We start from the raw sequence: 26834 nt of genomic DNA, 5'->3' as shown, positions 1-26834 counted from the left end.
CCGGCGCGGTGGCGGTGCGACCTTGCGGACGTTCGCGCCATCCGGAACTGGCAGCGGGGCTCGAGTGAGTACATTGCGTGCATGGCCAGGGTGTTTCGTACCGATCGAGACGCTCGATCGACGGCTATCTGTATAAGTGGTCGGAGCGTGAGGATCGAACTGACATGTCTGATCGACTGATGACGGTCAACGCGGACACGACACTGGATTACGTCGAGGGAAAAGCAGTGGGTGAGACCTTCGAGTGGGAATCCGTCGCCGTCATGAACGCGACAGCCGACCGCAAGGATCCAGATGCGGTTCGTCTCCAGTTCGAACTCGACAATCTCTCCGAGGAACAGTTGCCTAAACACATGGAAGAACTCGAGTTGACGCCGACGCAGGCCCGCGCGCTCGCCGCGGATCTCGAGAAACACGCCGAGCGCGTCGAAGGCGCGACGGAGTAGCTGCGGATCTCGAGAAAGCGGAGATGGCTCGCCCGCTGGCACCTGCCGTCGCAGGCTCCCGTCTTTTTCACCCGGCTGGTGAACGATCGAGTGGGTATACGATGAGTATGGACACCATTCAGGATCTGTTCGAGCACGGCCTCGAAGATATCTATCGCGCGGAGCATCAGCTCCTCGATGCGCTCGAGGAACTCGAGGGAAACACCGAACGCGACGAAATCTCGCAGGCGTTTTCGGAACACCGCGAGGAGACACAGGAGCAGATCGACCGGCTCGAGGAGGTCTTTGACATGTTCGGTGAACCACCGGAGAAAGAGGAATGTGAGGGAATCGAAGGGCTTCTCGAGGAGTACGAGGAGTTCACGTCGATGGACCCTGCACAGGACGTGATGGATTACCACAACATGGCGGCCGCCGAGAAGACTGAACACTACGAGATCGCCGCCTACGGGAACCTGATCCCGCTCGCGGACCAGCTCGGGATGGGCGAGGCAGCCGATCTCCTCGAGGAGAACCTTCGGGAGGAGCAAGACGCCCTCGACGAGCTGACGGAACTGACCGAAGGCTTCGAGATGGACGCGATCCCGGCCGAGTGATTACCGTGACTGACGAGAGTGACGGGAACGAAACGGAGGACGAACAGTACGGTGGCACCGAGGATACAGAGCCGACGACCACCATCGACGAGGATGAGGACGAGGATGCAGACGATGACGCGGACGACGGCGCGGACGGGGCCACTGAGTAACCGCAGTCGACCGTTTTTCTCTCCTCCGTTTCGACGAGGTGCGGTCAATAGAAGCGGAAATCAGTTACGACGCGAATGTTTCTCGACGGCGTATATCGTACTTATACAGCGTTGCGAACCGTGGAGTCAGTAGTGATCCGGCGATGGGAGACGTTCCGACGAAAACGGCTCGAGCGGAGTGGGGAACTCGATTCGGGTTCCTAATGGCAATGATCGGCGCGATGGTGGGTGCCGGGAACATCTGGCGGTTCCCGTATGTGATGGGGAGCAACGGCGGTGGCGCATTCGTCCTCGCGTTCCTCACGTTGTTGATCGTCCTCGCGGTGCCGGGACTAATGGCGGAGGTTGCGTTGGGTCGGTACGCGAACAGGGGGTCATCGGTGCCTTCCGGGAGGTTATCGGTTCCGGTGGACTGGTTGGTCTCGGCGTGGTCGTATTACTGGTGAATATCGCGCTCATGTCGTACTATTCGCCGGTGGTCGGCTGGACGCTGTACTACGCCGTCCACTCATTGTTGTTTACGTTCACCGCGAGCGGGTTCGAGGCGGAGCCGTTCATGAACGAGTTCTTCGCGAACTCCCTGCTCATGATCGCCCTCCACACCATCGTGATGGGGTCGATCGCGGCGATCCTAGTGCTCGGCATCCGCCGGGGCGTCGAACGGATCGTCGTCTACGCGGTACCGGCGCTTGTGCTCTCGCTCGTCGTCATGGCGATCAGGGGGCTCACCTTACCCGGTGCGAGCGAGGGACTTGCCTTCGCATTCGGGATTCAGTGGGAGTTCCTGATGGACAGCGACACATGGATTACTGCACTCGGACAGGCGCTGTTCTCGACTGGCCTCGGCTGGGGAATCGCGTTGACCGTCGGCAGCTACCTTCGAGAGTACGACGACGTGCCGCTGGGTGGTGGCCTCTTTACTGCGATCGGCGAGTCAAGCGTCGGTATCCTCGCAGCGCTCGCGATTTTCCCGATCGTCTTCGCGGTCGAAGGTGTCGAACCCGATGCCGGTGCCGGACTCGCTTTCGTCTCGCTCGTGCAGGTCTTCCCCGAAATCCCACTGGGCGGGCTAGTCGCGATACTCTTTTTCGTCGGCTTCTTTCTCGCGACGTTCACCTCGGGGCTGCTAATCACTGAAGTAAGCGTTACGACGCTCAGCGAGGAGACGCGGTTCGATCGCACTCAGACCACGCTCGGTGTCTGTGGCGTGATCTGGTTGCTTGGGATCCCGAGCGCCTACTCCGTCGATATCCTCGATTATCTCGACTTCGTCTTCGGGAACTGGGGGCTTCCCCTCGCGACGCTCGCCATCATCGGCGTCATCGGCTGGGTCATGGAACCGGAACGTCTCCGGCTGCTCGCGGTCAACCGCAACGCCGGAATCCATATCGGTCGCTGGTGGAATCCAGTGATCAAGTTCGTCATCCCCGCCGTGATGCTGTTCATCGTAGCCTACTTCGCCTACGAGAACTTCGGAAGTCCCGAAATGATCGGCGGTATGTTCGTTCTCGTGGTCTTCCCTATAGTCGGCTACGCGCTCATGAGCGTTCTCGAGAGGCGAGGCGGTCAACCGGGTGGGGCCGAAATCTCCAGGGGTGACGACTGATGGCGGCGCTGACGGGCGAGGTGCTCGGAATGCTCGCCTTTACGCTGGTCGCCTTCTACGGTGTCGCTGGCTGGGCCTTGGTTCGAACGCTGCGCCAGGAACGTCGAAAGGTCGAGATCCTCAAACAGCAGGATCGAATGGACACCTATTCACCCGAGGCCCTCGCGGAACTGCGCGAGTGGATCGAGAATAACCCCGACGATCCGCTGGTCGACGAGGCTCGCCGCCAGTACAACGAGTGTGTGACGGTCCTCACGCAAACTGACAACCACTTCTACGACTGGTCGGATGGCGAGATCGACCGCCTCGAGCAGGTCTAACCTCTAATCTACTCGAGCCGGCGATCGGATTCGAACGCGAGTAGATCTGCCGAGACGCGTACGGCTTTTACTGTTCGGTGTATTACCTCCGCGTGTGACAACGCCCGTGCCAGAGGACGGCGAGGAAGTGACGGTCCGACCCGCGGAGCGTGCGGATCTGCTCGCGGTCGTCCGCATCGAGAACGTGTCGTTTTCTCAGCCCTGGCCCTACGACGCGTTCGAGCGGTTTCTCGGTGAACCGGGCTTTCTCGTCGCCACGACTGACGGCGAGATCGCCGGCTACGTCGTCGCCGATGTGACCCAACAGATCGGCCGTGCGCTCGGTCACGTCAAGGACATTGCCGTCCACCCGGACCACCGCAGTGAGGGGATCGGATCGACGCTTCTCTCCCGATCGCTCGGCGTGCTTGCGGCCCACGGTGCGGGGACGGTCAAACTCGAGGTTCGGCGGTCGAACGACGGGGCGAAACGGCTCTATGGGGAGTTCGATTTCGATCCACTCCGGCGAGTACCGGAGTACTACGCCAACGGCGAGGACGCGATCGTGATGATCCGGAAACTCGGATAGCCGGGTGCGGGACGTTTTACCGTTCGCAGCCGGTATCGTCCCCTATGGGATATGCCTGTCCGGTCTGTGATGTCGAGGAGGCCGACGCGGTTCATCTCGCGAACCACCTCGCGATCACTGCATCGCTCGGTCGCGAGGACCACCGCGAGTGGCTCGAGGAACACGCACCCGACTGGGGGGAGTGCAGCCCGGAGGAACTCGGGGAGATCGTCAGCCCGCACGCGACGGAGATTGAGACGCCCGAGTTCGAGGAGTCCGGCCACGGGCACGAACGCGGCCGCCCCGACTCGCTTGAAGAGGGAATTTCCCGTCAGAGTCGCCAGCCCGGCCGCGGGTCGATGACTACCGAAGCCGAGAACGTTCTCCAGGAAGCCGCGGAGCTAACGCAGGAGATGCAGTCATCGAGCGGAGGAAGTGAGGACAACGGGGATGTCGAACCGGCGTCGAACGCCGACGCCGAGGAGACGGACAGCGACCCCGATGGGAACGAAAACGCGTAACTGCCAGTCCGCCAACTAGCCGAGTATGCACACGGTGGGGACGTTCACCTTCGAGTCGGCTGAAGACGCACGCACACAGTACGAGTCGGTCGGCCCAGCGGCCCAGACGGTTGTCCGAGAGGTCGCGAAGGCCATGGAGTTCGACCGCGAGGAGTACGACGAGCGCGTCACTGGCGATGTCATCGAGACGGCCCGGGACGCGCTGTTCGCGAACCTACTCGAGGTACAGGTCGGGAACCACGAGGAGTTCGAAGACTGGCGTGAGACCTACGACGGCGAGATGACGAAAGTTGGTCACGAGGATGTCGACCGCGTCGTCTGGCACGCGGGCCCGGAGGGTGAGGCCGTCGCGGCGACCTTCCAGAACGAGGAGGACGCGGCGGTGGCGACGCTTCGTCGGCAGGCGTTTGGACGGTTGTATCGGGACCTCGTCGATCGATCGTAACACCAATCGATCCGCTCGAGCGGTCAGTGCCGATCCATCGGTTCGGAAAAACGGCCACCTATTACCGCCTTGAGCTCGCAGTGGGACGCGATGACTGTACCCGATGAGTGGGACTTACTCGAGGAGCGGACCGAGTACGAGACGGGCTGGTACGACGGCGGCTACGACCTGCTCGAACAGCCCGACGGGACGGAAAAGCGATACTACTGGGCGGATCTGCCGGCCGCGGTCGTCGTGGTCGCGCAGATCGACGGGAGCGTCCTCGAGGATGCGGACAGCGATGATAACGCCGACAACGGAGACCGAATCCTGTTCGTCGAACAGTACCGGCCCACGATCCGCGAGACCCACCTCGAGCTCCCCGCGGGAATCGTCGAGGACGGCGAGTCCTATACACAGGCAGCGACGCGCGAACTCGAGGAGGAGACCGGGTTTCGACCGTCGAGTACGGCGCTGCTACAGGAGTACGCGGTCGCGACCGGCGTCCTCCGGCACGACCGCGCCATCGTCTACGCCGAGGGGCTCGAGCCGGGCGACCGAGAACTCGACAGCAACGAGTTCCTCGAGGTGACGACGGTGCCGGTGAGCGAGGCGCTCGAGCTTGCTCGCGAGCAGCCGACGAACGATGCGACACTGTCGGGGCTGTTGCTGGCGAAGGAAGACGGCCTGCTCTGAGCAGCGAGCACGAGAACGCGGTTTCGCGGATGCAGTGACTGGACGTCCTAGAACTGCGTCTGGTGACTGGAACGCCCTCTTTGCTCCCCTCTGCCAATGAGGACATAGAGCAGCAGACCCAGAAACCCACCGAAGAACACGACGAGCGTCCAGAGCACCGCGCTGTGGGGGCTGTTCGTCTGTGCATCGCCGTACACCCACACCAACGCAACGATCTGGAGGATGAACAGCAGCAGGCCGATGAGCAGTATTCCGCCGGCGGCGGCTTGCATCGGGAAGAGGGCAGTCAGTGGGACCATTACCGGAAATATACGACAATATACGCATATGTCTTCTGTTCTTATCATCCGGCCCTGATCTACCGATCAGAACCGGTTCGTGGCTGAATCGCCAACGGGTCCCGCTACCGGTCCAAACCCCTGTTCTTATTCGCGTCGATACGCAATATCACGGTAATGGACGGTGAAATCTCTACCGACGAGGTCAAGGAACTCCTCGAGGAGGATGCCGACGTTCGCATCGTCGACATCCGCGATGAGCGGAGCTTCGAGCACAGCCACATTCCAGACAGCGAGAATATCCCCTTCAACAAGCTGATGGACCGCATCGACGAGCTCGATGGTGAAGATCACATCGTCACCGTCTGTCCCCACGGCAAGGCGAGCGTGCAGGCCGCACAGCTCATCGGTTCCTACGAGGGGACTGCCGACGCGCGCGTCGAGAGTATGGAGGGTGGCCTCGACAAGTACGGCATGAAGTTCGGACTCATCCGCGAGGCGAAAGATGAGGATGAATCGGCCGAACGCGAGTCACCGTTCTGACCGTCCGTCGATTTGCGGTGCGTTATCTGCTTTTGAACGGCAGCGGTGTGTTTCCGTCGCCGCACAGTACCCCGTTATTCGGTTCCCGCGGTGACTCGACTCTCGACGGATCACAGTCGCTCGAGTCGGCGTCGAGAAGAAGACAGTGACGAGACTAGGCGATAGCCGGGCGAAAAAACGAATTGAAGAACGCAACGCGGTCGTGGGTTCGGAAGTCGTCTCAGAGCATCGCGGGCATTAGGCGACATTGAAGCCGCGGTCTCGAAGGAACTCTTCGATGCGGCCGGTGTGGTTACCCTGGAGTTCGATCTGGCCGTCCTCGACGGTCCCACCACAGGCGAATTTGGACTTGAGATCCGACGAGAGACTGTCCAGATCGACGTCCTTCGGGTCGAATCCTTCGACGATCGTTACCTCTTTCCCGTATCTGCGCTCGTCAATGCGGATGTTGAGTTGCTGTTGGCCCTTTGCCACGTCTTCGCAGACGCAGAGTTCTTGGGGCAGCCCGCACGTCGAGCAGACTTCCGACATTACGTTCGTAGCTATGAAACGGGCATATTAAACACTATCGGGACCCGCATGCCCTTGCGTGGTTCTTTTTGAGTGGCTGGTGTGATAGATCGTCGGAACGTCGCCGTTGAACGAATGTGGACGCCCGATGGTCGAATCCGCTTCGTTCGGGACGGTCGACAGCGTCATCGAAGTCGACCGACGATCGGCAACTGATTGCGGGCGAGCTCGTCGACAATCGCGATTGCCTCGTCGGCCTCCGCTCGGCTGACGCCGTCGCCGTAGGTTGCCCGTTCGTAGTACTCGAGGACCTGCTCGGCCCATGGATCGAGCGTGTCCTCGCCGTCCGTCTCGGTTGCCGAAAGCGCCGTCAGATACGCTCGAGCTGACTCCGCGGGACGGCGCGGCCGGTACTGGTGTGCAAAGAGCCGCTCGAGTCGGTCGAAGGCGCGTTCGGCGTCCCGGTCGGGATCGGTCCGGAAACCGTGCCAGTAGATCCCGATCCCGCGACGGAAGCGTGTCGCCGCGCCGGTCCGGTGTGCGCCCGCGGCGAGACCGACGAGGAGGACGAGCCCGATTGCGCCCGTCTCGCGGACGACGGTGACGAGGCGTTCGCTCAGTGTCTCGCCGGTATCGGTTGTCTCGCCGGCCGTGCGGTCACCGGTATCGTTCGGGTCCGTCTCGTTGTCCGTGTCATTGGGGTCCGGGTTGTCGGCCGGCTCGTTACTCGGATCAGTTTCGTTGGGCGTGTTCGGAACCGACGGCGAGTTGTTCGGATCGGTGGAATCGGACTCGGGCGGTTCGACGGTGTCGTCCTCGTCGTTGATCGGAACGTCCGCGCTGTCCTCAGTGTCTGCCGCCTCGTTACCGTTCGCACGGGCTTCCTCGAGGCGGTCGGTGTGAACGTCGGCGCGGCTGCCACCGGGCGTCGGGTCGAACCGGACCCAGCCGTGGTCGGGGAAGTAGACCTCGACCCAGGAGTGGGCGTCGAGTCCGCGAACGACGTACTCGTCGTCATCGACCTGCTGGCCGGTCGTGTAGCCGGTGACGTAGCGGGCCGGGACCCCTTCCTCGCGGAGCATCTGCGTCATCGTCGTTGCGAAGTAGACGCAGTAGCCCTCGTCCATCTCGAGGAGGAATTCCTCGGCGACGTTGCCGGCGGGTTGGGTGACCTCGAGCGAGTATCCCTTCGAGGTGCGGAGGTGGTTCTCGATCTCGGTCGCCGTCTCGTACGGATTGTCGGCGTCAGCCGTGATCTCAGCGGTACGGGTAGCGAACTCGCTCGAGGTGTCTTCCGGCGTCTGGAGGTAGTGTTCGGTGACCTCGTCGGGATAGTCTGTCCCCGCGGACTGGAGTTCAGACCGGCTCGCGTCGATGACCGCGCTCTCGACGGTGTAGCTTTCGCCCTCCTCGAGTGGCGTTTGGGGCCGCGGCTGCTCGTGCCTGGAGACAGTCGTTTCCCGGGTTACGTCGCCGTCGATGGACAGCGGCTGCGGTGCGACGGGCATGATGCCGAGTCTCGTCTCGGCGGTGACGGTCTGCTCGACAGTGTCATAGTTCCCGGGCGGGTTTGCGAGCCGACCGTCGTACCGGTTGCTCTGGCCGGTTCGAATCCACTCGTTGCCGGTGAACCGGTCGTAGACCCCCGTGCGCCAGTAGGATCGCTGATCGGACTCAACGGTAAACCGGACCTCCGGTGAGAGATCTACCTGGCCCGAGATCCCCGACCGTTGGGGCGCGGAGTCGATCGTCGCCTCGAGCGAGCCAGGTTCGCCCTGGACGAGGTGGGTCGGCCCCGTCGGCTCGCCGGGAACGATCGTCACTGACAGCGAGAGTGCGACGATCACCGCGAACAGGACGGCGAGCAGGTCCGCCTGCGCGATCGAACCGCCTCGCCGCTCGAGTTCGCCGAAGGCGATAGCGCCGATGGCGGCGAGGGTGCCGGTCAGCGTGACGAGCGTCCCCGCGTCGCTGGTCAGGACGAGAAACCCTAACGCGATGCCACCGGGGATGATACTGAGTCCGTACCGCCCGCGGACGGCGAGATACCACGAGAGGAAGACAGGGGCAGGTGCGAATCCGAGCGTCCAGATGCCGGCCTGGACCATCCGGAGCAGCGGGAGGCCGGTCGCGAGCGCAACGGTATCGGAGAGGATGGCGTTCGTTCCCGTGAGGACGGCACTGAGTTCGACGCCCGCCGACGTGAGGTAGTAGGCGAACCCAAACCAGGCCGCCAACAGCGCGAGTACTCCCGCGGTTCGGGGCCGGATCACTCGCGCGAGTACCGTCGCGGCGAGCAGCATGAGTCCGACGAGTGCGAACAACGATCGACTGCCGCCGACGACCTGTGTGATGTCGTACAGCACGGACACGTACGACCCGGTCAGGGCGAGTATGCAGCCGAGAGCGAGCAGACGGATGCCATCGGTACCGACGGTTCCGTCCGTACCCAACGATACCGTTCGATTCCCAGTGTGACTGGACGATTTCGTGCTCATGCGCTCATCCCCGGCCGTCCGCCGGTGTCGCGGTCACGTCGACCGTCGCTTGCGGTTCGATCCCGATCGCCCCGTCTCTCTTCGCTCTCTCGGCCGCGGCCGCGGAGTCGGTCGAACGGAATCTCGCGGTCGTCGACGACGACTGTCGTCCCGTCTCCGTCGGTTCGGACCAGGACATCCGCGTCCCGTCGGGTTCGGTCCGGGAGTTCGCCGGGACCGGCGACGGCCAGTAGCTGTAGTATATCGCGATGGTGTGCTCGGCCCGATCCCGGCGGTCGCGTTCCGTCCGGGATGGTGACCGCGACCGTCGCGCCCTGCTCGAGGAGGTAGGTCGCGACGGTCGCAACGGCCGACGCCATCTCGTCGTCGCCGTCGGTGAGACACTCGGCGGCGACGGTGACGGCCCCGACGTCCTTGTCGTCCGCGTACTCCGTGACGACCAACTCGTCGTCGGGTCGCTTGGCCGCGGTCTTCCAGTGGACGTCGCGCAGTGGGTCTCCTCGGTGGTATTCCCGGAGGTGGTCGAACTCCTCGTCGACGTGGCGGTCCGCGACGCTGGCGAGCGTCTGGATATCGGTTGCGGGTCCGCCGCCCAGTTCCCGGACACGCGGGTAGACGACGACCGGCGTCGTCTCTTCGTACTCGAACCGTCGCTCGACAAGGCCGATGAGATCGCTGACGGTGATCGATAGCGGACCGGCCCGGCGTTCGCCCCGTGCCTCGAGTCGCACGTCGTACGTAACGGTGTCTTCGCCCGCGAGGGTCGTTTCCGCGAGCGGATCCGTAGTCGAAGAAAGGCCGTCGCCGACGGTATCGCGGACGGTCGCCGCGGCGGTTCCGTCGGTCTCGATTGCGACCGCGACCGCTCGCTCTTCGCCGATGAATCCCTCTTCGACGGGCCGACGGGTGATGCGGGGTCGGTCGGCGCGACCGACCGTGATCAGGCCGGCGAGCAACACGACGACGAGCGGGACGACGACGGCGTTCAATGCTCGCGGGCCGAACTGCCAGCCCAGAACGACGGCCACGAACACGACGGCGACGACGGTCCAGCCGCGGTGCGTGAGTCTCATTCGACGGGAACGCGCTCGAGTGCGTCCTCGACGACCGCGGTACCGTCCCGGTCGTGACCGTCCGTTTTGATCCGGTGGCTCACCACGACCGGTGCCTCGGTCTGAATATCGTCCGGAATCGCGTAGTCTCGGCCGTTCGTGACGGCGCGTGCCTGGGCTGCTCGGAGCAGCGAAATCGTCCCGCGGGGGCTGACGCCGATGTGGGCGTTCTCGCGAGTATAGGCTGCGAGCCGCGTGGCATACGTTCGAACCGGTTCCGCGACCTGTACCGTCGAGACGGTTTCGCGGGCGGCGACGAGCGTCTCGCGGTCGGTGACCGCCTCGAGTGATTCGATGGGGTGGTCGCCGACCGTCCGGCCGAGCAGTTCGGCCTCTTCGTCGGGTGAGGGGTAGCCCAGATGGAGTTTCTTCATGAAGCGGTCGACCTCCGCGAAGGGGAGGTCGTAGGTACGGTTAGGCTCGACGGCGTTCTGGGTTGCAATTACGGTAAAGGGCGTCGGGAGGTCGCGCGTCGTGCCATCGGTGGTGACCTGTTCTTCCTCCATGGCCTCGAGCAGCGCCGCCTGGGTCTTCGGCGGTGCGCGGTTGATTTCGTCGCCGAGGACGATGTTGCCGAAGACGGGACCGGACTGAAAATCAAACTCGCGGGTCTTCTGGTTGAAGACGTTCACGCCGGTGACGTCGCTCGGGAGGAGATCGGGGGTGAACTGGACGCGGCTGAACGTACAGTCGACGGACTTGGCGATCGAGCGCGCCAACATCGTCTTGCCGACGCCGGGCACGTCGTCGAGGAGGACGTGGCCGCGCCCGAGGACGGCGGTGATGACGTGTTCGATCACCTCGTCGTGGCCGACGATCACGCGCGAGACGTTCGTCTCGATCTCGTCGCACAACCGTTCGACCGTCGAAATTTGGAGGGCATCGTCGGCCGTCGATTCGGTACTCCGTTCCGGTATCGGGTTGGTATCAGTCATAGTCTCGAGTAGTGGGGACCCGGGCGAACCATTCGTTACTACGTCATGAGGGGTTCCGGAACATAGGTTTGTGTCACATGAAATATTCGTACCCTGAGACGTATCGGTCAGCGCCGCCGAGATGGCGATGCGTGGCGCTCGAGACGATTCAGTCCAGTGAGTGACCAGCTTCACGTACCAAGGAATACGTCTCCATCACGACGGCGCTGTCGCTAGCAGCGAAGTAATCAGAAAACGATACCACTCTCGGGAACAGCTTAGACTCGCTCGAGATTTGTCGCGCGTGGGCCCTTCTCGGCCTCCTCGATGTCGAACTCGACTTCCTGACCCTCTTCTAGGTCAGGACCGCCGATGTCCTCCATGTGGAAGAACACGTCCTCGTCTGCGTCGTCAGTCTCGATGAATCCATAGCCGCCAGTGTCGTTGAAGAAGTCGACCGTACCTTTCGCCATTGCAACTCAACAAAGCCACGACGAAAATATAAAGCTTCGGGAGTACGCTCGCAAGCATCCCGCGAGACGCATGCTGTTGCACACACCAATAGGAAATCACCACTCCTTGCAGTCGGGACAGACTAGCGAGCCGTCGGCACGCCAGACGCGATCAGTCGTCGCCGCGCACTGACTGCAGGTGTACTCGCCCCACGCATACGTCGAAAGCCCGGTCTCGTCGGACGGCGTCGCCTCCGGAGCGTCGTCGGTATCGGCCGTTTGTGCGACGGTTTCACTGTCTCCGGATGCCGCTTCACCGTCCGTTGACGACGCGTCGCTGTCTGCCCGAGACGCCTCCATCGCGCTGTCCTCGTCGGAAGTCTCCGAAGCAAAATCCGAAAGTATCGCGTCGTCGGTCACGGGCTGGGGTACGACCGGTAACTGCTTAATCCCCCCTCATTCGGGACCGGCACGGCCAAGTAGCACCGGTAACAACCCCCGCATATGGATACCATCACACCGGCGAACATCATCGTAGACAACATCTCGGAAATGATCGGCCTCTTCACCGACGTCGCGATGGGCGCGGGAGCTGCACCGCTACTGATCCTGATCGGTACGCTCCTCGTTGTCTTCTCGATGGGTGTCTTCGGCATCCTCACCCTCGGCGCCGTCGGTGACCTCTTTACCTCGAACTGATCTTCGATCTGTTTTCGGCCTGTTACGTCTCGGTCGCACGAGCGAGCGCCTCGCTCGCTCGTTCTACCGCGTCCTCGAGATCCGGCCCCAGTGGCGAGCCCACGACGATCCCATCGACGTAGGAGAGCACTGCCTCGAATCGATCCGCGACGGTCTCCGTCGTCCCGGCGATACAGAAGGCGTCGATCATGTCGGGCGTGACGCGACCGAAGGCTTCGGGGAGATCGCCCCGCTCGAGCGCCTCGCTGACTGCACTCGCCGCCTCACGGTCGATGTCGTGGCGCTCGAGGACTGGCTCCGCGGCTCCGCCGACGATGAACGCGACGGGTGGTCGAGCGGACTCGCGCGCCTCGCTTTCGTCGCCGGCGACGCTGACGCTCGCAAAGGCGAGCGACTCGAAGGGGGCGGATTCCGCAGGTCGCTCCGCGAGTCCCTGCTCTATCTGGCCCGCCGCCCACTCGAGATCCGTCGGATGCGCAGCGTTTATCAGCACGCCATCGGCGTGTTTCGCGCTCATCCGGAGCATGTGTGGGCCCTGTGCCCCGACGTAGACCGGGATCCGCTCGGACGGCGGCTCGAGGTTGAGCGCCGCGTCCCGTGCGGTAAAGGTACCCTCGTGGGTGACCGTCTCACCGGCCCAGAGGTCCCGGGCGAGGTCGAACGTCTCGAGGATGCGCCGGAGCGGGCTGTCGCGCTCGATCCCTAGATTCGACAGCGAGGAGCGGTCGCCCGCGCCGACGCCGAAGACGCCGCGGCCGTCGCTGATCTCGTCGATCGTTGCCGTCTGTGCGGCGAGTTTCACGGGATGCGTTTCGTAGGGATTGACGACGCCCGGTCCCAGCCGAATCTCGTCGGTGGCATCGGCCATCCGCGACAGTACCACGAACGGGTCGCGATTGAAGTAGTGGCTGCTCGTAAACGCGACGTCGAACCCCTCGTCTTCGGCGAGCGCGGCCAGACCGGCCACTCGATCTGGCGGATGCTCGGGCGTGAGCTCGATGCCCCACGTAGTGTCAGTGTCTTTCTCCGCTCGGTTCTCGTGGCTCTCGGGTCGCTGTGCTCCCCGCTCGCTTCCTCGAGAATCTCGGTTCCCTCGATTCTCACTCGTCATCCGTCGAACCTCCACTCTCGCAGCGCCTGTCGAATCATATCGTTGTCGACCGAGCGGAACAGTTCGTCGCTTCCCTCGTGGTTCCCAAATTCCCAGTCCCGGACGACCACGGCGGGTGTCCCGCCGGCACCTTCGCCAGTCACGAGGTTCGCGGCGGCGGCGAGTTCGTCGATCACCGACTGAACGGTGACGCCGAGTTCGTGACCGTCACGGTCCGCCTCGCCGCGCCAGTCCCGGCTCGCGGGTGTGCCTGCCCAGCCGATCGCGACTCCGGTCTGTCCGTGACGGAACGGCCGTCCGCAGGTATCGGTCACGACCACTGCGACGTCTTCGATCCCGCGCTCGGCGAGTCCCGAACGGATCCGCTCGGCGCTCTCGCTCGGTTTCCTCGGCAGGAGCAACAGGTCGTGATCGGGCACGTTCGAGCGGTCGATCCCCGCGTTTGGACAGATGTGACCGAAGCGAGTCTCCGTCAGCAAGAACGGACAGTCGATCAGCAGTTCCGAACTCTCCTCGATGACCGCCTGTGCGAATCGGGGATCTTTCTCCTCGCCCGCTATCTCCTCGATCTGGTTGGCGATCTCTTGCGCCCGTCCGCTGACGGGGTAGTCCTCGAGGTCAGCCATCCGGCCCTCGGCCTTCGAGACGATGGTGCTCGCGACCGTGAGCACGTCGCCCGGCTCGAGGTCGGCCCGATCCGTGATGAGGGCGGCGATGTCGTCGCCCGGGCGGATTTCGGGCAGCTCCGCCACGCCGTTAAGTTCCATACCGGAGGGTGGGGAAGCGGCGTCAAAAACGCACCGTCACCGGAGACTTCGGCCAGCGATGACGACGGCTACCGACGGAAGACGGACGCGACGAATCAGCGACCTGGCCCGCAACCGAATCCGGTAGCGGGCTACCGGTCGCGATCGAACAGCGTTCCTGGGCCGTCGACCACGAAGCCGGCCGTGCCACAGACATCCCACAGCGTCGCGCCGTTGCTCGTGATCACTGGCACCCCCAGTTTCGCCTCGAGCCCGTCAACAGCGGCGAGTGACCGGTAGTTTGTACAGGAGACGAAGACGGCGTCGAGGTCGTCGTCGCTGCCGACGTACTCGAGCACCTGTCGGGACGCGTCGTCGGGAGTCAGCGCGCCGATGTCCGTGTTCGCCTCGAGTCCCCGGCCATCGATCGACGCGACGTCGAAGCCCGCTTCTTCGAGGAAGTCCCGTTCTTTCTCGTCGAGTTCGTCGGTATACGGCGTTACGACCGCGACCCGCTCGGCATTGAGCGCCTCAAGCGCGCGGACGACCGAGCGGGCGGTCGCGACCGCGGGGACGCCAGCCGCGTCCGCCAACCGGTCCTCGAGCTCGGCGTCAAACCCCGGGCCGTGGATCAGGCTGCCGGTCGTACAGGCGTAGGCGACCGCATCGACGTCGGCATGGCCGAGTAGCGTCGCCGCCCGTGCTGCGTCGTCGCTCATCGTGTCGAGTTCGTCGACGGTGACCGACTCGAGGGCCATCCGTGCACCGTGGACAGTAATCTCGTCGGGGAGACACTCCCGGAACTCCGGTTCGGCCGCCGTGTTCGAGGAGGGGACGATCAGCCCCACTCGCCCTTGTTGACTGTTGGGATCAGCCATCGTCCCCGTCCTCGTCGCGTTCGTCCGGATCGCCATGGCCGCCACCACCGGGCGTTTTGACAGCCACCGTCGTTCCGGCATCGACGTCGACGGTCGTCTTCGCGGGAACTCCCTCGCCGTCGATTAGGTTCTCGCCGGTCGCGCCGTTCCCGCCGCCAGCGACGCCCTTGGGTGCGTGCCGCCGACGTTCAGTCAGCAGCGACACCGTCGCCGGTTCCTCGACTGTCACTGTGCGCTCGAGGCCGAGCCCGCCGCGAAATCGCCCGCGACCGCCGCTTCCGTCCCGGAGCGCGTAGCGTTCGACCTGTAGTGGATACTCGGTCTCGAGCGATTCGATGGGCGTGTTGAGCGTGTTGGTCATGCCGACCTGCACGCCGTCCATGCCGTCGCGGTCGGCGCGTGCGCCGAAGCCGCCGCCGATCGTCTCGTAGTAGGTGAACGACCCATCGCGAGCGCCGATGGTCAGGTTGTTCATCGTACCCTGACCCTGTGCAGGCACGCGGTCGGGTGCGGCCCCCGCGAGCGCGGTGAAGACGACATCGGTGACCCGCTGGCTGGTCTCGACGTTGCCGCCGACGACCGCCGCGGGGGGTTCGGATTGAGCAGCGACCCCTCGGGTGCACTGACGCTCACCGGTTCGTAGCAGCCGTGGTTCGGCGGTATCTCGGGATCGGTGATACAGCGCACGACGAAATAGACGGCGCTCGTCGCGACCGCCAGCGGTGCGTTGAGATTCCCCGCGAGTTGACCGTCGGTCCCCGAGAAGTCGACGTCGATCGTCTCGCCGTCGACGGTCACGGTCACCGCGATTTCGATGTCCTCGTCGGTCACGCCGTCGCCCTCGAGGACGTCGGTCGCCTCGTAGGTGCCGTCGGGCAAGGCCGCAATCTCCTCAGTGATCCGCTCGCGGGAGTAGTCGATCACGGCGTCGAACCCCTCGAGGACGGTGTCTCGGCCGTGTTCGTCGAACAGGTCGGCGAGCCGTTCTTCGGCGCGTTCGTTCGCCGCCTGCTGTGCGCGGAGGTCGGCCCGGCGCTCGCCGGGGTTACGAACGTTGGCGAGCACGAGCGAACGGACGTCCTCCCTGAGCTCACCGCCAGCGACGAGTCTGGTCGGCGGGAGCCGCAGTCCCTCCTGGTAGATCTCCTGTGCGCCGGCCGGCATGCTTCCAGGGGTCATCCCGCCAACATCGGCGTGGTGGGCGCGAGAGACAGCGTAGCCGACGATCTCTTCGTCGGGCGCGATCGGCGAGACCATCGTCACGTCCGGCAGGTGCGTGCCGCCGGTAAAGGGGTCGTTGAGCAGGAACACGTCGCCCGGCTTCGGATCGTGCTCGCGCACGGCGTCGACCGCGGCGGGCATCGCGCCGAGATGGACCGGGATGTGCTCGGCCTGGGCGATCATCCGCCCCTCGGCGTCGAACAGCGCCGTCGAGCAGTCCCGGCGCTCCTTGATGTTCGGCGAGTAGGCCCCGCGGATTAGGGTCTGGCCCATCTCTTCGGCGACGCTCTCGAGTTGGTTGCGTAGTACCTCGAGGGTCACCGGGTCGATGCTGTCATCCGTGTTGTTCGTCGAATCTGGCGTCATTGTTTGTCCTCCTCCGTTCGCGTCATGACCAGCGTTCCGTCCGCGAGAATTTCGCCATCCCAGGTCGGCGGCACGACGGTCGTGCTCTCGGCCTGTTCGAGGACCGCCGGACCCATAATCGACGCGCCCGCTGCGAGTCGATCCCGATCGTAGACGGCCGCCTCCCGCGCGCCAGTGCCGGGGAAGTGGGCCTCGCGGGTCCCGATTCGGGCGTTCCCGGCTCCCTCGTGGCGGATGGCCGGCTCCGATCCGGGTATGGTCGCCGTCGCGCGGAGATTGACGACTTCGATCGATTCGTCCATCGCGTAGCCGTAGGTCCGCTCGTGAGCGTCGTGGAAGCGGTCCGCGACCGCCGCCGCGTCGAACTCGTCATCGACGGGCACGGTCAACTCGAAGCTCTGGCCCGCGTACCGGCAGTCGGCCGCACGCTCGACCCGCGCCGCGTCCGGTTCGGATGCGTCCGCGAGCACGTCAGCCACGAGGTCGTCGTAGACGTCCTCGAGTTCGGCGGGATCGGCCCCCTCGAGAGCCACGCCGACCGTCCGAACGGCGTCGTAGCTCTCGTCGGCCGCGAGCAGGCCGAACGCGGAGAGGACGCCACCCGGTCGCGGGACGACGACCCGATCAACCGACAGCGAGTCGGCCAGCGCCGCGGCGTGCATCGGGCCCGCGCCGCCGAAGGCGACGAGCGCGAACTCGCGGGGGTCGTGGCCCCGCTCGACGGTAACGGATCGGATCGTCCGCGTCATCGTCGCGTTCGCAACGCGGTAGACCCCGCGGGCCGCCTCGAGTGCGCCGTCCAGTCCGGCCTCGCCGGCTAGTCGTTCGAGCGCGTCGCGGGCCGCATCGACGTCGAGCGTCATCTCGCCGCCGAGTGCGGTCTCGGGGCCGATGTAGCCCAGCACGACGTTGGCGTCGGTGACGGTCGGCCGCGTCCCGCCACGTCCGTAGCAGGCGGGGCCGGGTTGGGCACCCGAGGACTCGGGACCGACCCGGAGCGCGCCGCCGGCGTCGACCCACGCGATAGAGCCGCCGCCCGCGCCGACGGTGTTCACGTCAACCATCGGCGTTCGGATCGGTATCCCGTCGATTTCGGCGTCGGTGGTCCGCTCGGCCTGTCCATCCCGGACGAGGCTCACGTCGCTCGAGGTACCGCCCATGTCGAAGGTCACGAGCCCCTCGACATCGTCGTCGTCGACGGTCGCCGCAGCGCCGACGACGCCGGCGGCCGGGCCGGACAGCGTCGTCGTCACAGCGTGCTCGCGTACCGTTTCCGGGTCCGCGATACCGCCGTTGGCCTGCATGATTCGCGGTGCCGGAATCCCGGCATCGCTGGCTTCGTCGACCAACTGGCCGACGTAACTGTCGATCGCCGGTCGGACGTAGGCGTCGACCGCCGTCGTCGACGTGCGCTCGAACTCGCGGAACTCCGCGAGTACCTCGTGGGAAGCCGAAACCGGCACCTCGAGTTCCTCGCGCAGCGTCTCGGCGACGACGCGCTCGTTCTCGGGGTCGGCGTAGGCGTGCAGCAGAGAGATCGCGACGGCCTCAACGTCACGCTCGCGTAGCGTCGCCGCGAGGTCGCGGACCTCGTCGGCGTCGACCGGTCGCTCGATTCCCGCCGCGGTCGTCCGCTCGGCGACCTCGAACCGTCGGTCTCGAGGAACCAACGGCTCGGGCTTTTCGGCCTCTAAGTCGTACAGGGCCGGCCGGTCTTGGCGGCCAATCTCGAGGACGTCCCGGAACCCCTCGGTCGTCACGAGCGCGGTCTTCGCACCGCCGCGCTCGAGGAGGGCGTTGACCGAGACGGTCATGGCGTGGGCGAAGCCGTCGATATCTGCGGGATCGATGCCGGCGCGGTCGCAGGCCTTGTCGATTCCCTCGAGGACGCCGACATGCTGGTCGTCGGTCGTCGGGACCTTCGCGGTGACGAGCCGGTCGTCGACGGACAGCGCTACGTCGGTGAAGGTGCCGCCGACATCGACGCCGATGCGCGTGTCACCGCTCTCGTCTGTTCGGTCGTCCGTATTCATTGCGTCCGAATTCGCGTCGTATGCGTTTGAATCTGTCATTCAAGAACTCAGTTAGAGGAGCAACACGTCGTAGAGCGTTTGCAGGCCGATGCCGATCACGACGAGCGTGACGATCCCGCCGAGAACGTTTTGGAGGGTGCTGTTCGTGTACTCGCCCAGCAGGTCGCGGTTGTTCATTGCGTAGATGAGGAAGACGGCCAGGATCGGCAACAGGAGACCGTTGGCGACCTGGGCGAAGACGATCACCTGTACGGGGTTGTAGTCGAGTGCCGAGAAGACGATGCCGACGCCGAGGATCGTCATCCAAATCGCCCGGAACCGGGTCGAGGTCAGGTCCCGCTCCCAGCCCAGCACGCCGGCGGTGGCGTAGGCCCCGGCCAGTGGTGCGCTCATCGCACTCGTGAAGCCGGCCGCGAAGAGGCCGATCGCGAAGAACGTGAGCGCATAGCCGCCGAAGACCGGCTCGAGCTGGTCGGCCATCTCACCGACGTTGTCGATCTCGGTCCCCGCGGGGAACACTGCGGCGGCCGTGACGACGATCGCCGTTGTGATTATCCCGCCGACGATGACCATCCCGATCGTGTCCGCGCGACACTCGGCGAGGTCCTCAGGGCCGTCCCAGCGCTCCTGGACGGTGCTCGCGTGCAGGAACAGGTTGTAGCCGACGACGGTGGTCCCGACGAGGCCAGCGATGAGATAGGCAGATCCCTCGGGGACGGTCGGGACGAGCCCGTCCGCCAGGGAGCCGAGATCAGGCCGGACCATGATCGCGTTAAGAACGAACGCCAGTCCCATGACGGTGACGAGGCCGATGAAGACCCGCTCAATCAGCTTATAGTTCCCCGTCCACAGCAACCCGGCGGCGACGAGGCCCATAATCGGCCCCCAGACGTTCTCGCTGACGCCGGTGATCGTTGACAGGCCGGCAGCGCCGCCGACGATGTTGCCCGTCTGGAACGCCGCGGTTCCGATGCCAATCGCGCTCACGACGAGCACGACGGTGATCGCCCGCGGAATCGGGTTGTCGAACTCGTTTCGGAACGCTTCCCCCAGTCCTTCCTGCGTGATCAACCCCAACCGCGCGCTCATCTCCTGAAGAACAATCGTCGCGAGAATCGAGAACGCGATCGTCCACACCAGCAGATAGGCGTACTCCGCCCCGATGACGCTCGCGGTCGTTACCGTCCCTGGACCGACGAACGCCGCCGCGACGAGCGCACCTGGTCCGATCGCCTTTACTCGGTCAATGATCCCCATGATGTGTATTCACACACATACCACTCGCCGAGATCCCCAAAAGGGTTGTTAAGAGTCGAACATACTGATACTCTGATCATTCCAGATACTGTGTTCAGTGTATGAATTCGTCGGAACTCGTGTGATCATCAGTCGACCGCCCGCTCGGTGACGATCACCTTCGAGACGCCCCCGTCGAGTTCGATCTCCATCGGCAACTCGACGGTGCTGCGCTCGATGAACCGGGTCATGAACCAGCGGACGGCCTCCGAGGGAAAGACGAGGTGATAGACGCCCTCGTCCTCCTCGCGGACGTCGAGGAAGCCACAGAAGGCAAGCCACTCGAGGAGGTCGCCGACCTCGTCGAACCGGGCTCCGTACTCGCGAGCGTGGTAGTCGGCGACGCGGTCGGCTGCTTCGACGAACTCCGGATCGGGATCGCCGCCCGCGTAACAGGACTCGAGGAAGGCGTGCAGGAAGTCGATATCGAGCAGGACGTGCTCCCCCGAAGAGAGCATCCGATAGTACCGCTCGAGGTTCTCGCTCGGCCGTTCGTTGGCCGCTTCGAAGTTCGCCGCGTAGAAGGTGAGTGCGCGGCGGACGACCGCGCTCTGTCCGTTATCCGTCTCGGCGACTAGCGTCTCGAGGGCCGCGGCCGAGTCGTCGTCGAGCGATACAGTCACACGCTGTGTCATAGTTTCACGGGGGTTCCCGAGACGGGTATAGTTCACGCACTCGGGGCAAGTCAGGTGGCCAATCTCCGACGGGAATTCACTCGGTTCGCAGTTCGACCGTCAGCTCCCCGTCCTCGACGGTCGCAACGTACATCGTCGCGCGGTCGGCCGGAGCCGCACCGGTCGCGCTTCCCGGGTTGAGAACCCGAATACCCTCGACGGTTGTATCGACGACGTCGTGGATATGGCCCCCGACGGCGACCGGATCGCTGTCGGGCACTTCGGACCGGGCGATCTCCGCGACCCGCCGGTGCCACCCCGTCGGCGAACCAGCTCCGTGGGTCACGACGAACGTCACACCGTCGGCCTCGAGCGTCGCGGCGTGGGGGACGTTGATCGTCGGCGGGTCCGTGTTTCCGCGGACGGCGATCAGGGAGCCGTTCGCCAGCGCGTCGATCCGACCGTGGGCTTTCCTCGAGTCGAAATCACCCGCGTGGATCGTCCGGTCGGCCGCCTGAAGTTCCTCGACAACCCACTCAGGGACGGCGTTCTCGCGGGATGGAACGTGCGTATCAGAGATAATCGCGATCCGTTGCATGGCCGGGGATACGGCGTCCAGTCCCGAAAGCGATTCCCTGCGGGCGAGTGTTCTCCCTGTATGAGCGATGCACCGACAGGTCGTGACGAAACCGGGGACGATGACGCGAGCGCGAGCCACGTCGTCACCGCCTTCCTCCGCAATCGCGGCGAGGTGTTGCTGTTGCGCCGCAGCGACGCGGTCGGCACCTACGTGGGCCAGTGGGGCGGCGTCTCCGGCTTTGCAGAAGGGCGACCGGACGAACAGGTCCGCGCCGAGATTCGCGAGGAAACCGGCCTCGAAGCCGATGCCGTCTCCCTCGTCCGCTCCGGGCGACCGGTCGAGTTCACGGACCCAGCCCTCGAGCGCGAGTGGGTCGTCCATCCATATCTGTTCGACTGCGAGATCCGCGAAATCGAACTGAGCGAGGAACACGACGAGTTTGAGTGGGTCGCCCCAACCGAGTTGCTCGAGTCGGTCGGGGACGACCGCGAGACGGTGCCCGAACTGTGGACTGCCTACGAGCGCGTCGCGCCGACGGTCCGGTCGATCGCGGCCGACAACGAACACGGGGCCGCATACCTGTCCGTGCACGCACTCGAGGTGTTGCGCGATCGAGCGGGACTACTCGTGGCTGAGCGAGAGGAGAGCGAGGCGACATCGTCGCCTCAGAACGGCGAACGGGCTACCCGTGAGACCGGTGTCGATCCGGCAGCAGAATGGGATGAACTCACCGAACTCGCCAGTCGGTTGCTCAAGGCCCGGCCGTCGATGGCCGTCCTCCGGAATCGGGTCAATCGGGTGATGGCCGGCGCGGGTGGGGTAGACGACGGTGCACCGGCCGTCCTCGAGTCGGCGCTGTCGAATATCGACCGTGCGCTGTCCGCCGACGCGGACGCCGCAGCGACCGCGAGCGAACGCCTCGAGGGCAACGTCGCGACCCTCTCGCGATCGGGGACTGTGCTCGAGGCGCTCGAGACGGCCGATCCATCGCGCGTGTTCGTCGCCGAATCTCGGCCGGCCCGCGAGGGAATCGGCGTCGCGGAACGACTGGCCGAAACGACTGCCAGCACCGTGACGGTTCACACCGACGCGGCGGTCGCGCACGTGCTCGCACGCGAGGATATCAGTCGAGTAATGGTCGGTGCAGATACCGTCCTCCCCGACGACTCCGTCGTGAACAAGACGGGAACACGCGCACTGGCTGTCGCCGCCGATCGAGAGGGGATTCCGGTGTCCGTCGTCGCGGCGACGGACAAAGTCTCGACCCGCGAGGACGTGAACCTCGAGTCCGGCGAGCGGTCCGCGGTGTATGACGGCGACGCACCGATCGACGTAATGAATCCGACGTTCGACGTGACGCCCGCCGACTGCGTGACTGAAATCGTGACCGAGCGCGGGGCACTCGCACCTGACGATGTCGCGGCCGTCGCCGAGGAGTTGCGCGGACTCGAGACCTGGCGAGCGCCGTGACCTTCAGGATACGGTGGTCGCGCTGTACTCATCCGGTCCGCTCACTTCGACCCGTGATCGCGAAGAGGCCGAGGGTGCTGACACCGAGTAGCGAATCGAACAGGAGACGGATCTCGCCGAGCCAAGGGATCCGGACCATTGCTTTGCCCGCGATCCAGTCGGGGCGAACGACGGTCGTTTCCGGCTCGCCGTCGATCTGATCGTAGTTGCCGTTCGCGTCACCCTTTGTGATGAACCCGTCGTGAGATGCCGGACAAGACTGGATCTCCACACAGGAGCGACCACCCGTGTACGCCGGATCGGCATCGTTCTTGACCCAGTTTTCGCCCGCTTCGACCCAGAAGTGGACGCGATGGATGATCGGTGTCTCCGCCGGATTCCCGTTCGGCGCGTATACGATCACGTCACCGGCTTGCCCGAATTGCTCATGACCGGTCGCTCGACCGCGTTCGGCAGTCACAATTCCCGTCCCCGCGACCGGGTCATCGCCGACGAACCGGTCCTCCTGGACGAGGAAAATCATGTCTCCTTTGTGCATGTTCGGCTCCATACTCCCACTTTCGACGGCGACGAGCGGCGGCAAGACGCCGCTGGTCGCGAAGAGACTGAGGATGACGAGTGCGCCGATCGCGACGACGGTCACGACATCCCGGACGAAGACGACAGTCTCGTCGTCACTGTTCAAAAATCCGCGAACGAACCCGTTCTCGTCGTCCGCGTCCGCGCGAGCGGCGGTCTCAGTGTGTTCGGGACCGTCCGACGAGCCATCACCGCTGGCGTCCGTCATCGTTCGCCCAGTCCGCCGTTCGAGTGGGACTCGAGGCTAATCACCGATACCATTCGTACGAACACATTCGTGTCAATGATGCTAAAAAGGTACCTATACCCCGCGTATTCGGTCGCGGACGGCGAGGGAGTCGGCCGGGTCGTTGGGTTTTTGCGTGGGACCCGCATACGCTGACACGGTGGCGATGACGAGAGTTACCCCCGCTTAGCCCGTGTGATGATACCTTTCACTGAGCCACCATCGTTCTACTATCCGTAGCCGCGCCGCTCGGCAACCGTCGCATGGACCCGTGACTCAAAGCGGTGCGAGCGTTCGGTCGAGATCGTCGAGGTGGACGTTACTGCTCTTGATACTCACCGGAACACGGACGAGCGATGCGGAAATACTCGCTACTAGCTGTTCTTCGGGTGAGACGAACGATGCAGACATTGTCCACGGCCGCCCGAAATCGGACTGGGATCGGGGAGCGAACGGGTGGTGCGTTTCGAGTTCGATTTGACCGTGCAAACCTTCAACCTTGATTCGTGCGTAGCGACGCTCATGGAATTCGAACTCGAGCGACTCGGCGTCCACGAGTCAGTTGATGCAGTATTTCCGCCGGGGGAGCTGGCAGCGTCTCTCGCCGACCTGCCGATCGAGGTCGCGGTGATCGACGACGACGGGATTCCGTCCTGCGACGCAGTCGTCACCTTGGAGCACCGGGAGGCCTTCCTCGAGGTGGACTGGGTCCACTCGATCCAGGCGGGGGTCGACCGGTTTCCCTTCGACGCGTTCGAGGCCGCAGACGTGATCCTCACGAACAGCACGGGGATCCACGACCGAACCGTCGGTGAGACGGTCGCTGGCTACCTGCTGCTATTCGCCCGGCGACTCCACGACTACGTCGCGAACCAGCAGGAGCGCCGGTGGGACCGCCCCGAGTGGGACGAGGCGTTTACGCTCCCGGGATCGTCGGCCTGCGTCGTCGGCACTGGGACTCTCGGGCGCGGCGTCGCGGAGACCCTCGGCGGGCTCGGCGTTCGCGTGACTGGGGTCCGGCGCTCCGGCGATCCCGTCCCCGGGTTCGACGAAATTTACGCGAACGACCGGCTGTTCGAGGCGATCGCCGACGCCGAATTCGTTATCGTTACCGTGCCGCTGACCGACGAGACGCGCCACCTCTTCGACGCCGAGGCGTTCGATGCGATGCGCGACGACGCCTATTTCGTGAACGTCGCCCGCGGGCCAGTCGTCGACGAACCGGCGTTGATCGACGCACTCGAGGGCGACGCTCTCGCGGGGGCAGCACTGGATGTCTTCGAGGAGGAACCCCTGCCCAAGGACTCGCCGCTGTGGGGGATGGACGAGGTAATCATTTCGCCCCACTGCGCCGCGTACACCCGTGATTACTTCCGTGACGTGGGCGAGATCGTCCGCGAGAACGTCGACCGACTCGCGGCCGATGAGGAATTCCACAACCGAGTTATCTGACGGTGAGTTCGACTCGAGATCGACCCGCGACTGGCTGTTTGTGACGGCTCCTGATCGCGACCCGAGGCGTGGCCGACAGCGTGTAGTCACCGTTTTATCGCTCGAGGCGCTATCCGGAGCCATGACTGACCCCGAGACGCTGTCGGTGACGATCGTCGACGGCTACGTCGACGAGCCCGCACACTTCGGGGTGCCGCCGTACATCTCAACGTACCCCCGGTACGCGGCCGGCGCGCTCGTCGACGCGGGCGTTCCGCGCGACCAGATCACCTACCACACGATCGACAGGCTTCGCGACGAACCCGACTACTGGCGGGACGTCGACGAGGCCGACCTCGTAGTCTATCTGGGCGGGATGACCGTTCCCGGCAAGTACGTCGGCGGCACGCCGGCCGAACCCGACGAAGTCCGCAAACTCGCTTGGACCGCCAACGGGACGAGCCTGATGGGCGGCCCCGTCAAGTTCGGCGTCGGCGACGAGAACGCCGGCGCGACCGAGACCGAGCGCCAGGACCTGGACTTCGATTTCGTCGCCAAGGGCGACGTCGAGGCCGCCGTCTTCGACCTCGTCGAAAGCGGCCTCGAGGGGTTCAACAACCGAATGCGCGATATCGACGAGGTGTCGCGGTGGGCCCAGGAGGGCGCGTTCATCGTCGAGCAACACCCGAACCATCCGGAGCATCTCATTTGCGAACTCGAGACCTCGCGGGGCTGTGCGTATCGCTGTTCGTTCTGTACGGAGCCGCTGTACGGCAACCCCGAGTTTCGGCCGCCGCCGACGGTCGTCGGCGAGGTCGACACCCTCTCGGACTACGGCGTCAAACACTTCCGGATCGGCCGGCAGGCCGACATTCTCGCCTACGGCGGCGACGGCGAAGCGCCGAACCCGGCCGCCCTGCGCCAGCTCTACAGCGGGATTCGAGAGGTCGCGCCTGACCTCGAGACGCTCCACCTGGACAACATGAACCCCATCACGATCGTGGAGTGGCCCGAACAGAGTCGGGAGGGGATCCGGATCATCGCCGAGCACAACACGCCCGGGGACACAGCCGCGTTCGGCCTCGAGTCGGCAGACCCCGTCGTCCAGGAGGAAAACAACCTGAACGTCACTGCCGAGGAATGTTTCGAAGCAGTGCGGATCGTCAACGAGGAGGCCGGCTGGCGGCCCGGTGAGGACCCCGCGGATGCACCCACCTTCGGCGACGACGCGCCGCGACGGCTCCCCAAGCTCCTTCCCGGGATCAACCTCCTGCACGGGCTCAAGGGCGAGCGCGAGGAGACCTACGAGCGCAATCGCGAGTTCCTCCAGCGGGTCTACGACGAGGGCTATATGCTCCGCCGGATCAACATCCGGCAGGTGATGGCCTTCGACGGCACCGACATGAGCGATACTGGGGCTGAGATCGCAAACGAGCACAAACAGCTGTTCAAACAATACAAGAAGCAGATCCGCGAGGAGATCGACAACCCGATGCTCAAGCGCGTCGCGCCGCCGGGGACCGTCCTGCCGGACATCCACCTCGAGTACCACCAGGACGGCAAGACCTTCGGCCGCCAACTCGGAACCTACCCCCTGCTCGTCGGGATTCCGGGCGAACGCGAACTAGGCCAGACGACCGACATCGCGGTCGTCGATCACGGCTACCGCTCGGTGACCGGCGTCCCCTACCCGCTCGATCTCAATGCGGCCTCGATGAACGAACTCACCGCCATCCCCGGGATCGGCGATAGCACCGCCGGCGACATCGTCGTCAACCGCCCCTATGGGTCGATCGCCGACGCCGACCTCGGGACGGAGTTCGACCTCTCCCAGTTCGTCACGACGCAGCCGCTCGAGCCCGCAGACTGACGTCACAGTCGCTCGTGGACGACGACTCCGTCGTTCCCCGGCCACAGCCGATCCGTAGAAAAGACGATTTCCCCGTCAATTGTCGGCTCGGTGTCGGTA

Annotated in this window: 29 protein-coding genes and 2 pseudogenes; 14 read left to right on the top strand and 17 right to left on the bottom strand. The window is 64.6% G+C overall.

Annotated features, from left to right (window positions below; all coding sequences use genetic code 11):
- Window positions 1–164 precede the first annotated feature (164 nt).
- From K6I40_RS16665 to K6I40_RS16625, 9 genes and pseudogenes are all read left to right on the top strand, one after another.
- A complete protein-coding gene (locus K6I40_RS16665) occupies window positions 165–446 on the top strand; it encodes a DUF6360 family protein (protein ID WP_222920124.1) in 282 nt (93 codons plus the stop codon).
- Window positions 447–547: 101 nt separating this feature from the next.
- Complete coding sequence (locus K6I40_RS16660) at window positions 548–1042, top strand: ferritin-like domain-containing protein (RefSeq protein WP_222920123.1); 495 nt, start codon at window positions 548–550, stop codon at window positions 1040–1042.
- A 5-nt stretch (window positions 1043–1047) separates the two neighbouring features.
- Window positions 1048–1194 carry a hypothetical protein gene (locus K6I40_RS16655; RefSeq protein ID WP_222920122.1) on the top strand — a complete coding sequence of 49 codons (147 nt, stop codon included), beginning with the start codon at window positions 1048–1050 and terminating at the stop codon, window positions 1192–1194.
- A 203-nt stretch (window positions 1195–1397) separates the two neighbouring features.
- Window positions 1398–2800, top strand: a pseudogene (locus K6I40_RS16650) (sodium-dependent transporter).
- Window positions 2800–3120 (top strand): hypothetical protein, encoded by a 321-nt coding sequence (locus K6I40_RS16645; protein ID WP_222920121.1) that lies wholly within the window; start codon window positions 2800–2802, stop codon window positions 3118–3120. Before K6I40_RS16650 ends, K6I40_RS16645 begins: the two are co-directional and overlap by 1 nt.
- Window positions 3121–3214: 94 nt before the next feature.
- Window positions 3215–3688 (top strand): ribosomal protein S18-alanine N-acetyltransferase, encoded by a 474-nt coding sequence (rimI, locus tag K6I40_RS16640; protein WP_222920120.1) that lies wholly within the window; start codon window positions 3215–3217, stop codon window positions 3686–3688.
- Window positions 3689–3732: 44 nt separating this feature from the next.
- Window positions 3733–4188, top strand: coding sequence for a DUF5810 domain-containing protein (locus tag K6I40_RS16635; RefSeq protein ID WP_222920119.1), 456 nt, complete (start codon window positions 3733–3735; stop codon window positions 4186–4188).
- A gap of 25 nt (window positions 4189–4213) precedes the next feature.
- On the top strand, window positions 4214–4633 hold the full coding sequence (locus K6I40_RS16630; protein ID WP_222920118.1) for a DUF5809 family protein: 420 nt from the start codon (window positions 4214–4216) through the stop codon (window positions 4631–4633).
- Between the two features lie 90 nt (window positions 4634–4723).
- Window positions 4724–5308, top strand: a complete 585-nt coding sequence (locus K6I40_RS16625) for an NUDIX hydrolase (protein WP_222920117.1) — start codon at window positions 4724–4726, stop codon at window positions 5306–5308.
- Window positions 5309–5355: 47 nt separating this feature from the next.
- On the opposite strand, the gene K6I40_RS16620 is transcribed toward K6I40_RS16625, so the two are convergent.
- The gene (locus K6I40_RS16620) at window positions 5356–5607 is read right to left on the bottom strand and encodes a PLDc N-terminal domain-containing protein (RefSeq protein WP_222920116.1); all 252 of its coding nucleotides are present in this window, start codon (window positions 5605–5607) and stop codon (window positions 5356–5358) included.
- 156 nt (window positions 5608–5763) lie between these two features.
- On the opposite strand from K6I40_RS16620, the gene K6I40_RS16615 reads away from it, so the two are divergent.
- On the top strand, window positions 5764–6129 hold the full coding sequence (locus K6I40_RS16615; RefSeq protein ID WP_222920115.1) for a rhodanese-like domain-containing protein: 366 nt from the start codon (window positions 5764–5766) through the stop codon (window positions 6127–6129).
- Window positions 6130–6366: 237 nt separating this feature from the next.
- Here the strand turns inward: K6I40_RS16615 and yciH are convergent, their stop codons facing one another.
- The 6 genes from yciH to K6I40_RS16585 all read right to left on the bottom strand — a co-directional run bounded on the left by yciH (window position 6367) and on the right by K6I40_RS16585 (window position 12035).
- Window positions 6367–6660 (bottom strand): stress response translation initiation inhibitor YciH, encoded by a 294-nt coding sequence (yciH, locus tag K6I40_RS16610; RefSeq protein WP_222920114.1) that lies wholly within the window; start codon window positions 6658–6660, stop codon window positions 6367–6369.
- Window positions 6661–6824: 164 nt separating this feature from the next.
- The gene (locus K6I40_RS16605) at window positions 6825–9137 is read right to left on the bottom strand and encodes a DUF3488 and transglutaminase-like domain-containing protein (protein WP_222920113.1); all 2313 of its coding nucleotides are present in this window, start codon (window positions 9135–9137) and stop codon (window positions 6825–6827) included.
- Complete coding sequence (locus K6I40_RS16600; RefSeq protein WP_222920112.1) at window positions 9134–10210, bottom strand: DUF58 domain-containing protein; 1077 nt, start codon at window positions 10208–10210, stop codon at window positions 9134–9136. The genes K6I40_RS16605 and K6I40_RS16600 overlap by 4 nt, the downstream gene beginning before the upstream one ends.
- Complete coding sequence (locus tag K6I40_RS16595) at window positions 10207–11184, bottom strand: MoxR family ATPase (protein ID WP_222920111.1); 978 nt, start codon at window positions 11182–11184, stop codon at window positions 10207–10209. The genes K6I40_RS16600 and K6I40_RS16595 overlap by 4 nt, the downstream gene beginning before the upstream one ends.
- Before the next feature lie 257 nt (window positions 11185–11441).
- Window positions 11442–11636 carry a cold-shock protein gene (locus K6I40_RS16590; protein ID WP_006183681.1) on the bottom strand — a complete coding sequence of 65 codons (195 nt, stop codon included), beginning with the start codon at window positions 11634–11636 and terminating at the stop codon, window positions 11442–11444.
- A 96-nt stretch (window positions 11637–11732) separates the two neighbouring features.
- A complete protein-coding gene (locus K6I40_RS16585) occupies window positions 11733–12035 on the bottom strand; it encodes a hypothetical protein (protein WP_222920110.1) in 303 nt (100 codons plus the stop codon).
- An 84-nt stretch (window positions 12036–12119) separates the two neighbouring features.
- Here K6I40_RS16585 and K6I40_RS16580 point away from each other — a divergent pair, with 84 nt between their 5' ends.
- A complete protein-coding gene (locus K6I40_RS16580; RefSeq protein ID WP_222920109.1) occupies window positions 12120–12314 on the top strand; it encodes a hypothetical protein in 195 nt (64 codons plus the stop codon).
- Window positions 12315–12336: 22 nt separating this feature from the next.
- Here the strand turns inward: K6I40_RS16580 and K6I40_RS16575 are convergent, their stop codons facing one another.
- The 8 genes and pseudogenes from K6I40_RS16575 to K6I40_RS16540 all read right to left on the bottom strand — a co-directional run bounded on the left by K6I40_RS16575 (window position 12337) and on the right by K6I40_RS16540 (window position 21177).
- On the bottom strand, window positions 12337–13425 hold the full coding sequence (locus K6I40_RS16575) for a 5,10-methylenetetrahydromethanopterin reductase (protein WP_255682118.1): 1089 nt from the start codon (window positions 13423–13425) through the stop codon (window positions 12337–12339).
- Window positions 13422–14192: a coenzyme F420-0:L-glutamate ligase gene (locus K6I40_RS16570; RefSeq protein ID WP_222920108.1), complete on the bottom strand. Its 771-nt coding sequence runs from the start codon at window positions 14190–14192 to the stop codon at window positions 13422–13424. The genes K6I40_RS16575 and K6I40_RS16570 overlap by 4 nt, the downstream gene beginning before the upstream one ends.
- A gap of 131 nt (window positions 14193–14323) precedes the next feature.
- Window positions 14324–15049: an aspartate/glutamate racemase family protein gene (locus K6I40_RS16565; protein WP_222920107.1), complete on the bottom strand. Its 726-nt coding sequence runs from the start codon at window positions 15047–15049 to the stop codon at window positions 14324–14326.
- Window positions 15042–16543 (bottom strand): annotated as a pseudogene (locus tag K6I40_RS16560) (hydantoinase B/oxoprolinase family protein). The gene K6I40_RS16565 and the pseudogene K6I40_RS16560 overlap by 8 nt, the downstream one beginning before the upstream one ends.
- Window positions 16544–16632: 89 nt before the next feature.
- Window positions 16633–18669, bottom strand: a complete 2037-nt coding sequence (locus K6I40_RS16555) for a hydantoinase/oxoprolinase family protein (protein WP_222920106.1) — start codon at window positions 18667–18669, stop codon at window positions 16633–16635.
- 51 nt (window positions 18670–18720) lie between these two features.
- Complete coding sequence (locus K6I40_RS16550) at window positions 18721–19926, bottom strand: Nramp family divalent metal transporter (RefSeq protein ID WP_222920105.1); 1206 nt, start codon at window positions 19924–19926, stop codon at window positions 18721–18723.
- 128 nt (window positions 19927–20054) lie between these two features.
- Window positions 20055–20600 (bottom strand): ribbon-helix-helix protein, CopG family, encoded by a 546-nt coding sequence (locus K6I40_RS16545; protein ID WP_222920104.1) that lies wholly within the window; start codon window positions 20598–20600, stop codon window positions 20055–20057.
- Between the two features lie 76 nt (window positions 20601–20676).
- Window positions 20677–21177, bottom strand: a complete 501-nt coding sequence (locus K6I40_RS16540) for a YfcE family phosphodiesterase (RefSeq protein ID WP_222920103.1) — start codon at window positions 21175–21177, stop codon at window positions 20677–20679.
- A gap of 60 nt (window positions 21178–21237) precedes the next feature.
- On the opposite strand from K6I40_RS16540, the gene K6I40_RS16535 reads away from it, so the two are divergent.
- On the top strand, window positions 21238–22629 hold the full coding sequence (locus K6I40_RS16535; protein WP_222920102.1) for an NUDIX domain-containing protein: 1392 nt from the start codon (window positions 21238–21240) through the stop codon (window positions 22627–22629).
- 28 nt (window positions 22630–22657) lie between these two features.
- Here the strand turns inward: K6I40_RS16535 and K6I40_RS16530 are convergent, their stop codons facing one another.
- Window positions 22658–23416, bottom strand: coding sequence for a S26 family signal peptidase (locus tag K6I40_RS16530; protein WP_222920101.1), 759 nt, complete (start codon window positions 23414–23416; stop codon window positions 22658–22660).
- A 294-nt stretch (window positions 23417–23710) separates the two neighbouring features.
- Entirely contained in the window at window positions 23711–23845 is a 135-nt protein-coding gene (locus tag K6I40_RS28545; RefSeq protein ID WP_255682117.1) for a hypothetical protein, read from the bottom strand.
- A gap of 111 nt (window positions 23846–23956) precedes the next feature.
- On the opposite strand from K6I40_RS28545, the gene ddh reads away from it, so the two are divergent.
- Window positions 23957–24886: a D-2-hydroxyacid dehydrogenase gene (ddh, locus tag K6I40_RS16525; protein WP_222920100.1), complete on the top strand. Its 930-nt coding sequence runs from the start codon at window positions 23957–23959 to the stop codon at window positions 24884–24886.
- A gap of 121 nt (window positions 24887–25007) precedes the next feature.
- The gene (locus K6I40_RS16520; protein ID WP_222920099.1) at window positions 25008–26735 is read left to right on the top strand and encodes a radical SAM protein; all 1728 of its coding nucleotides are present in this window, start codon (window positions 25008–25010) and stop codon (window positions 26733–26735) included.
- Window positions 26736–26834: the final 99 nt, after the last annotated feature.

Origin of the sequence: Natrinema sp. SYSU A 869 (assembly GCF_019879105.1) — an archaeon.
In the GTDB taxonomy this organism is placed as follows: domain Archaea; phylum Halobacteriota; class Halobacteria; order Halobacteriales; family Natrialbaceae; genus Natrinema.
This window is presented reverse-complemented; position numbering and strand designations above follow the sequence as displayed.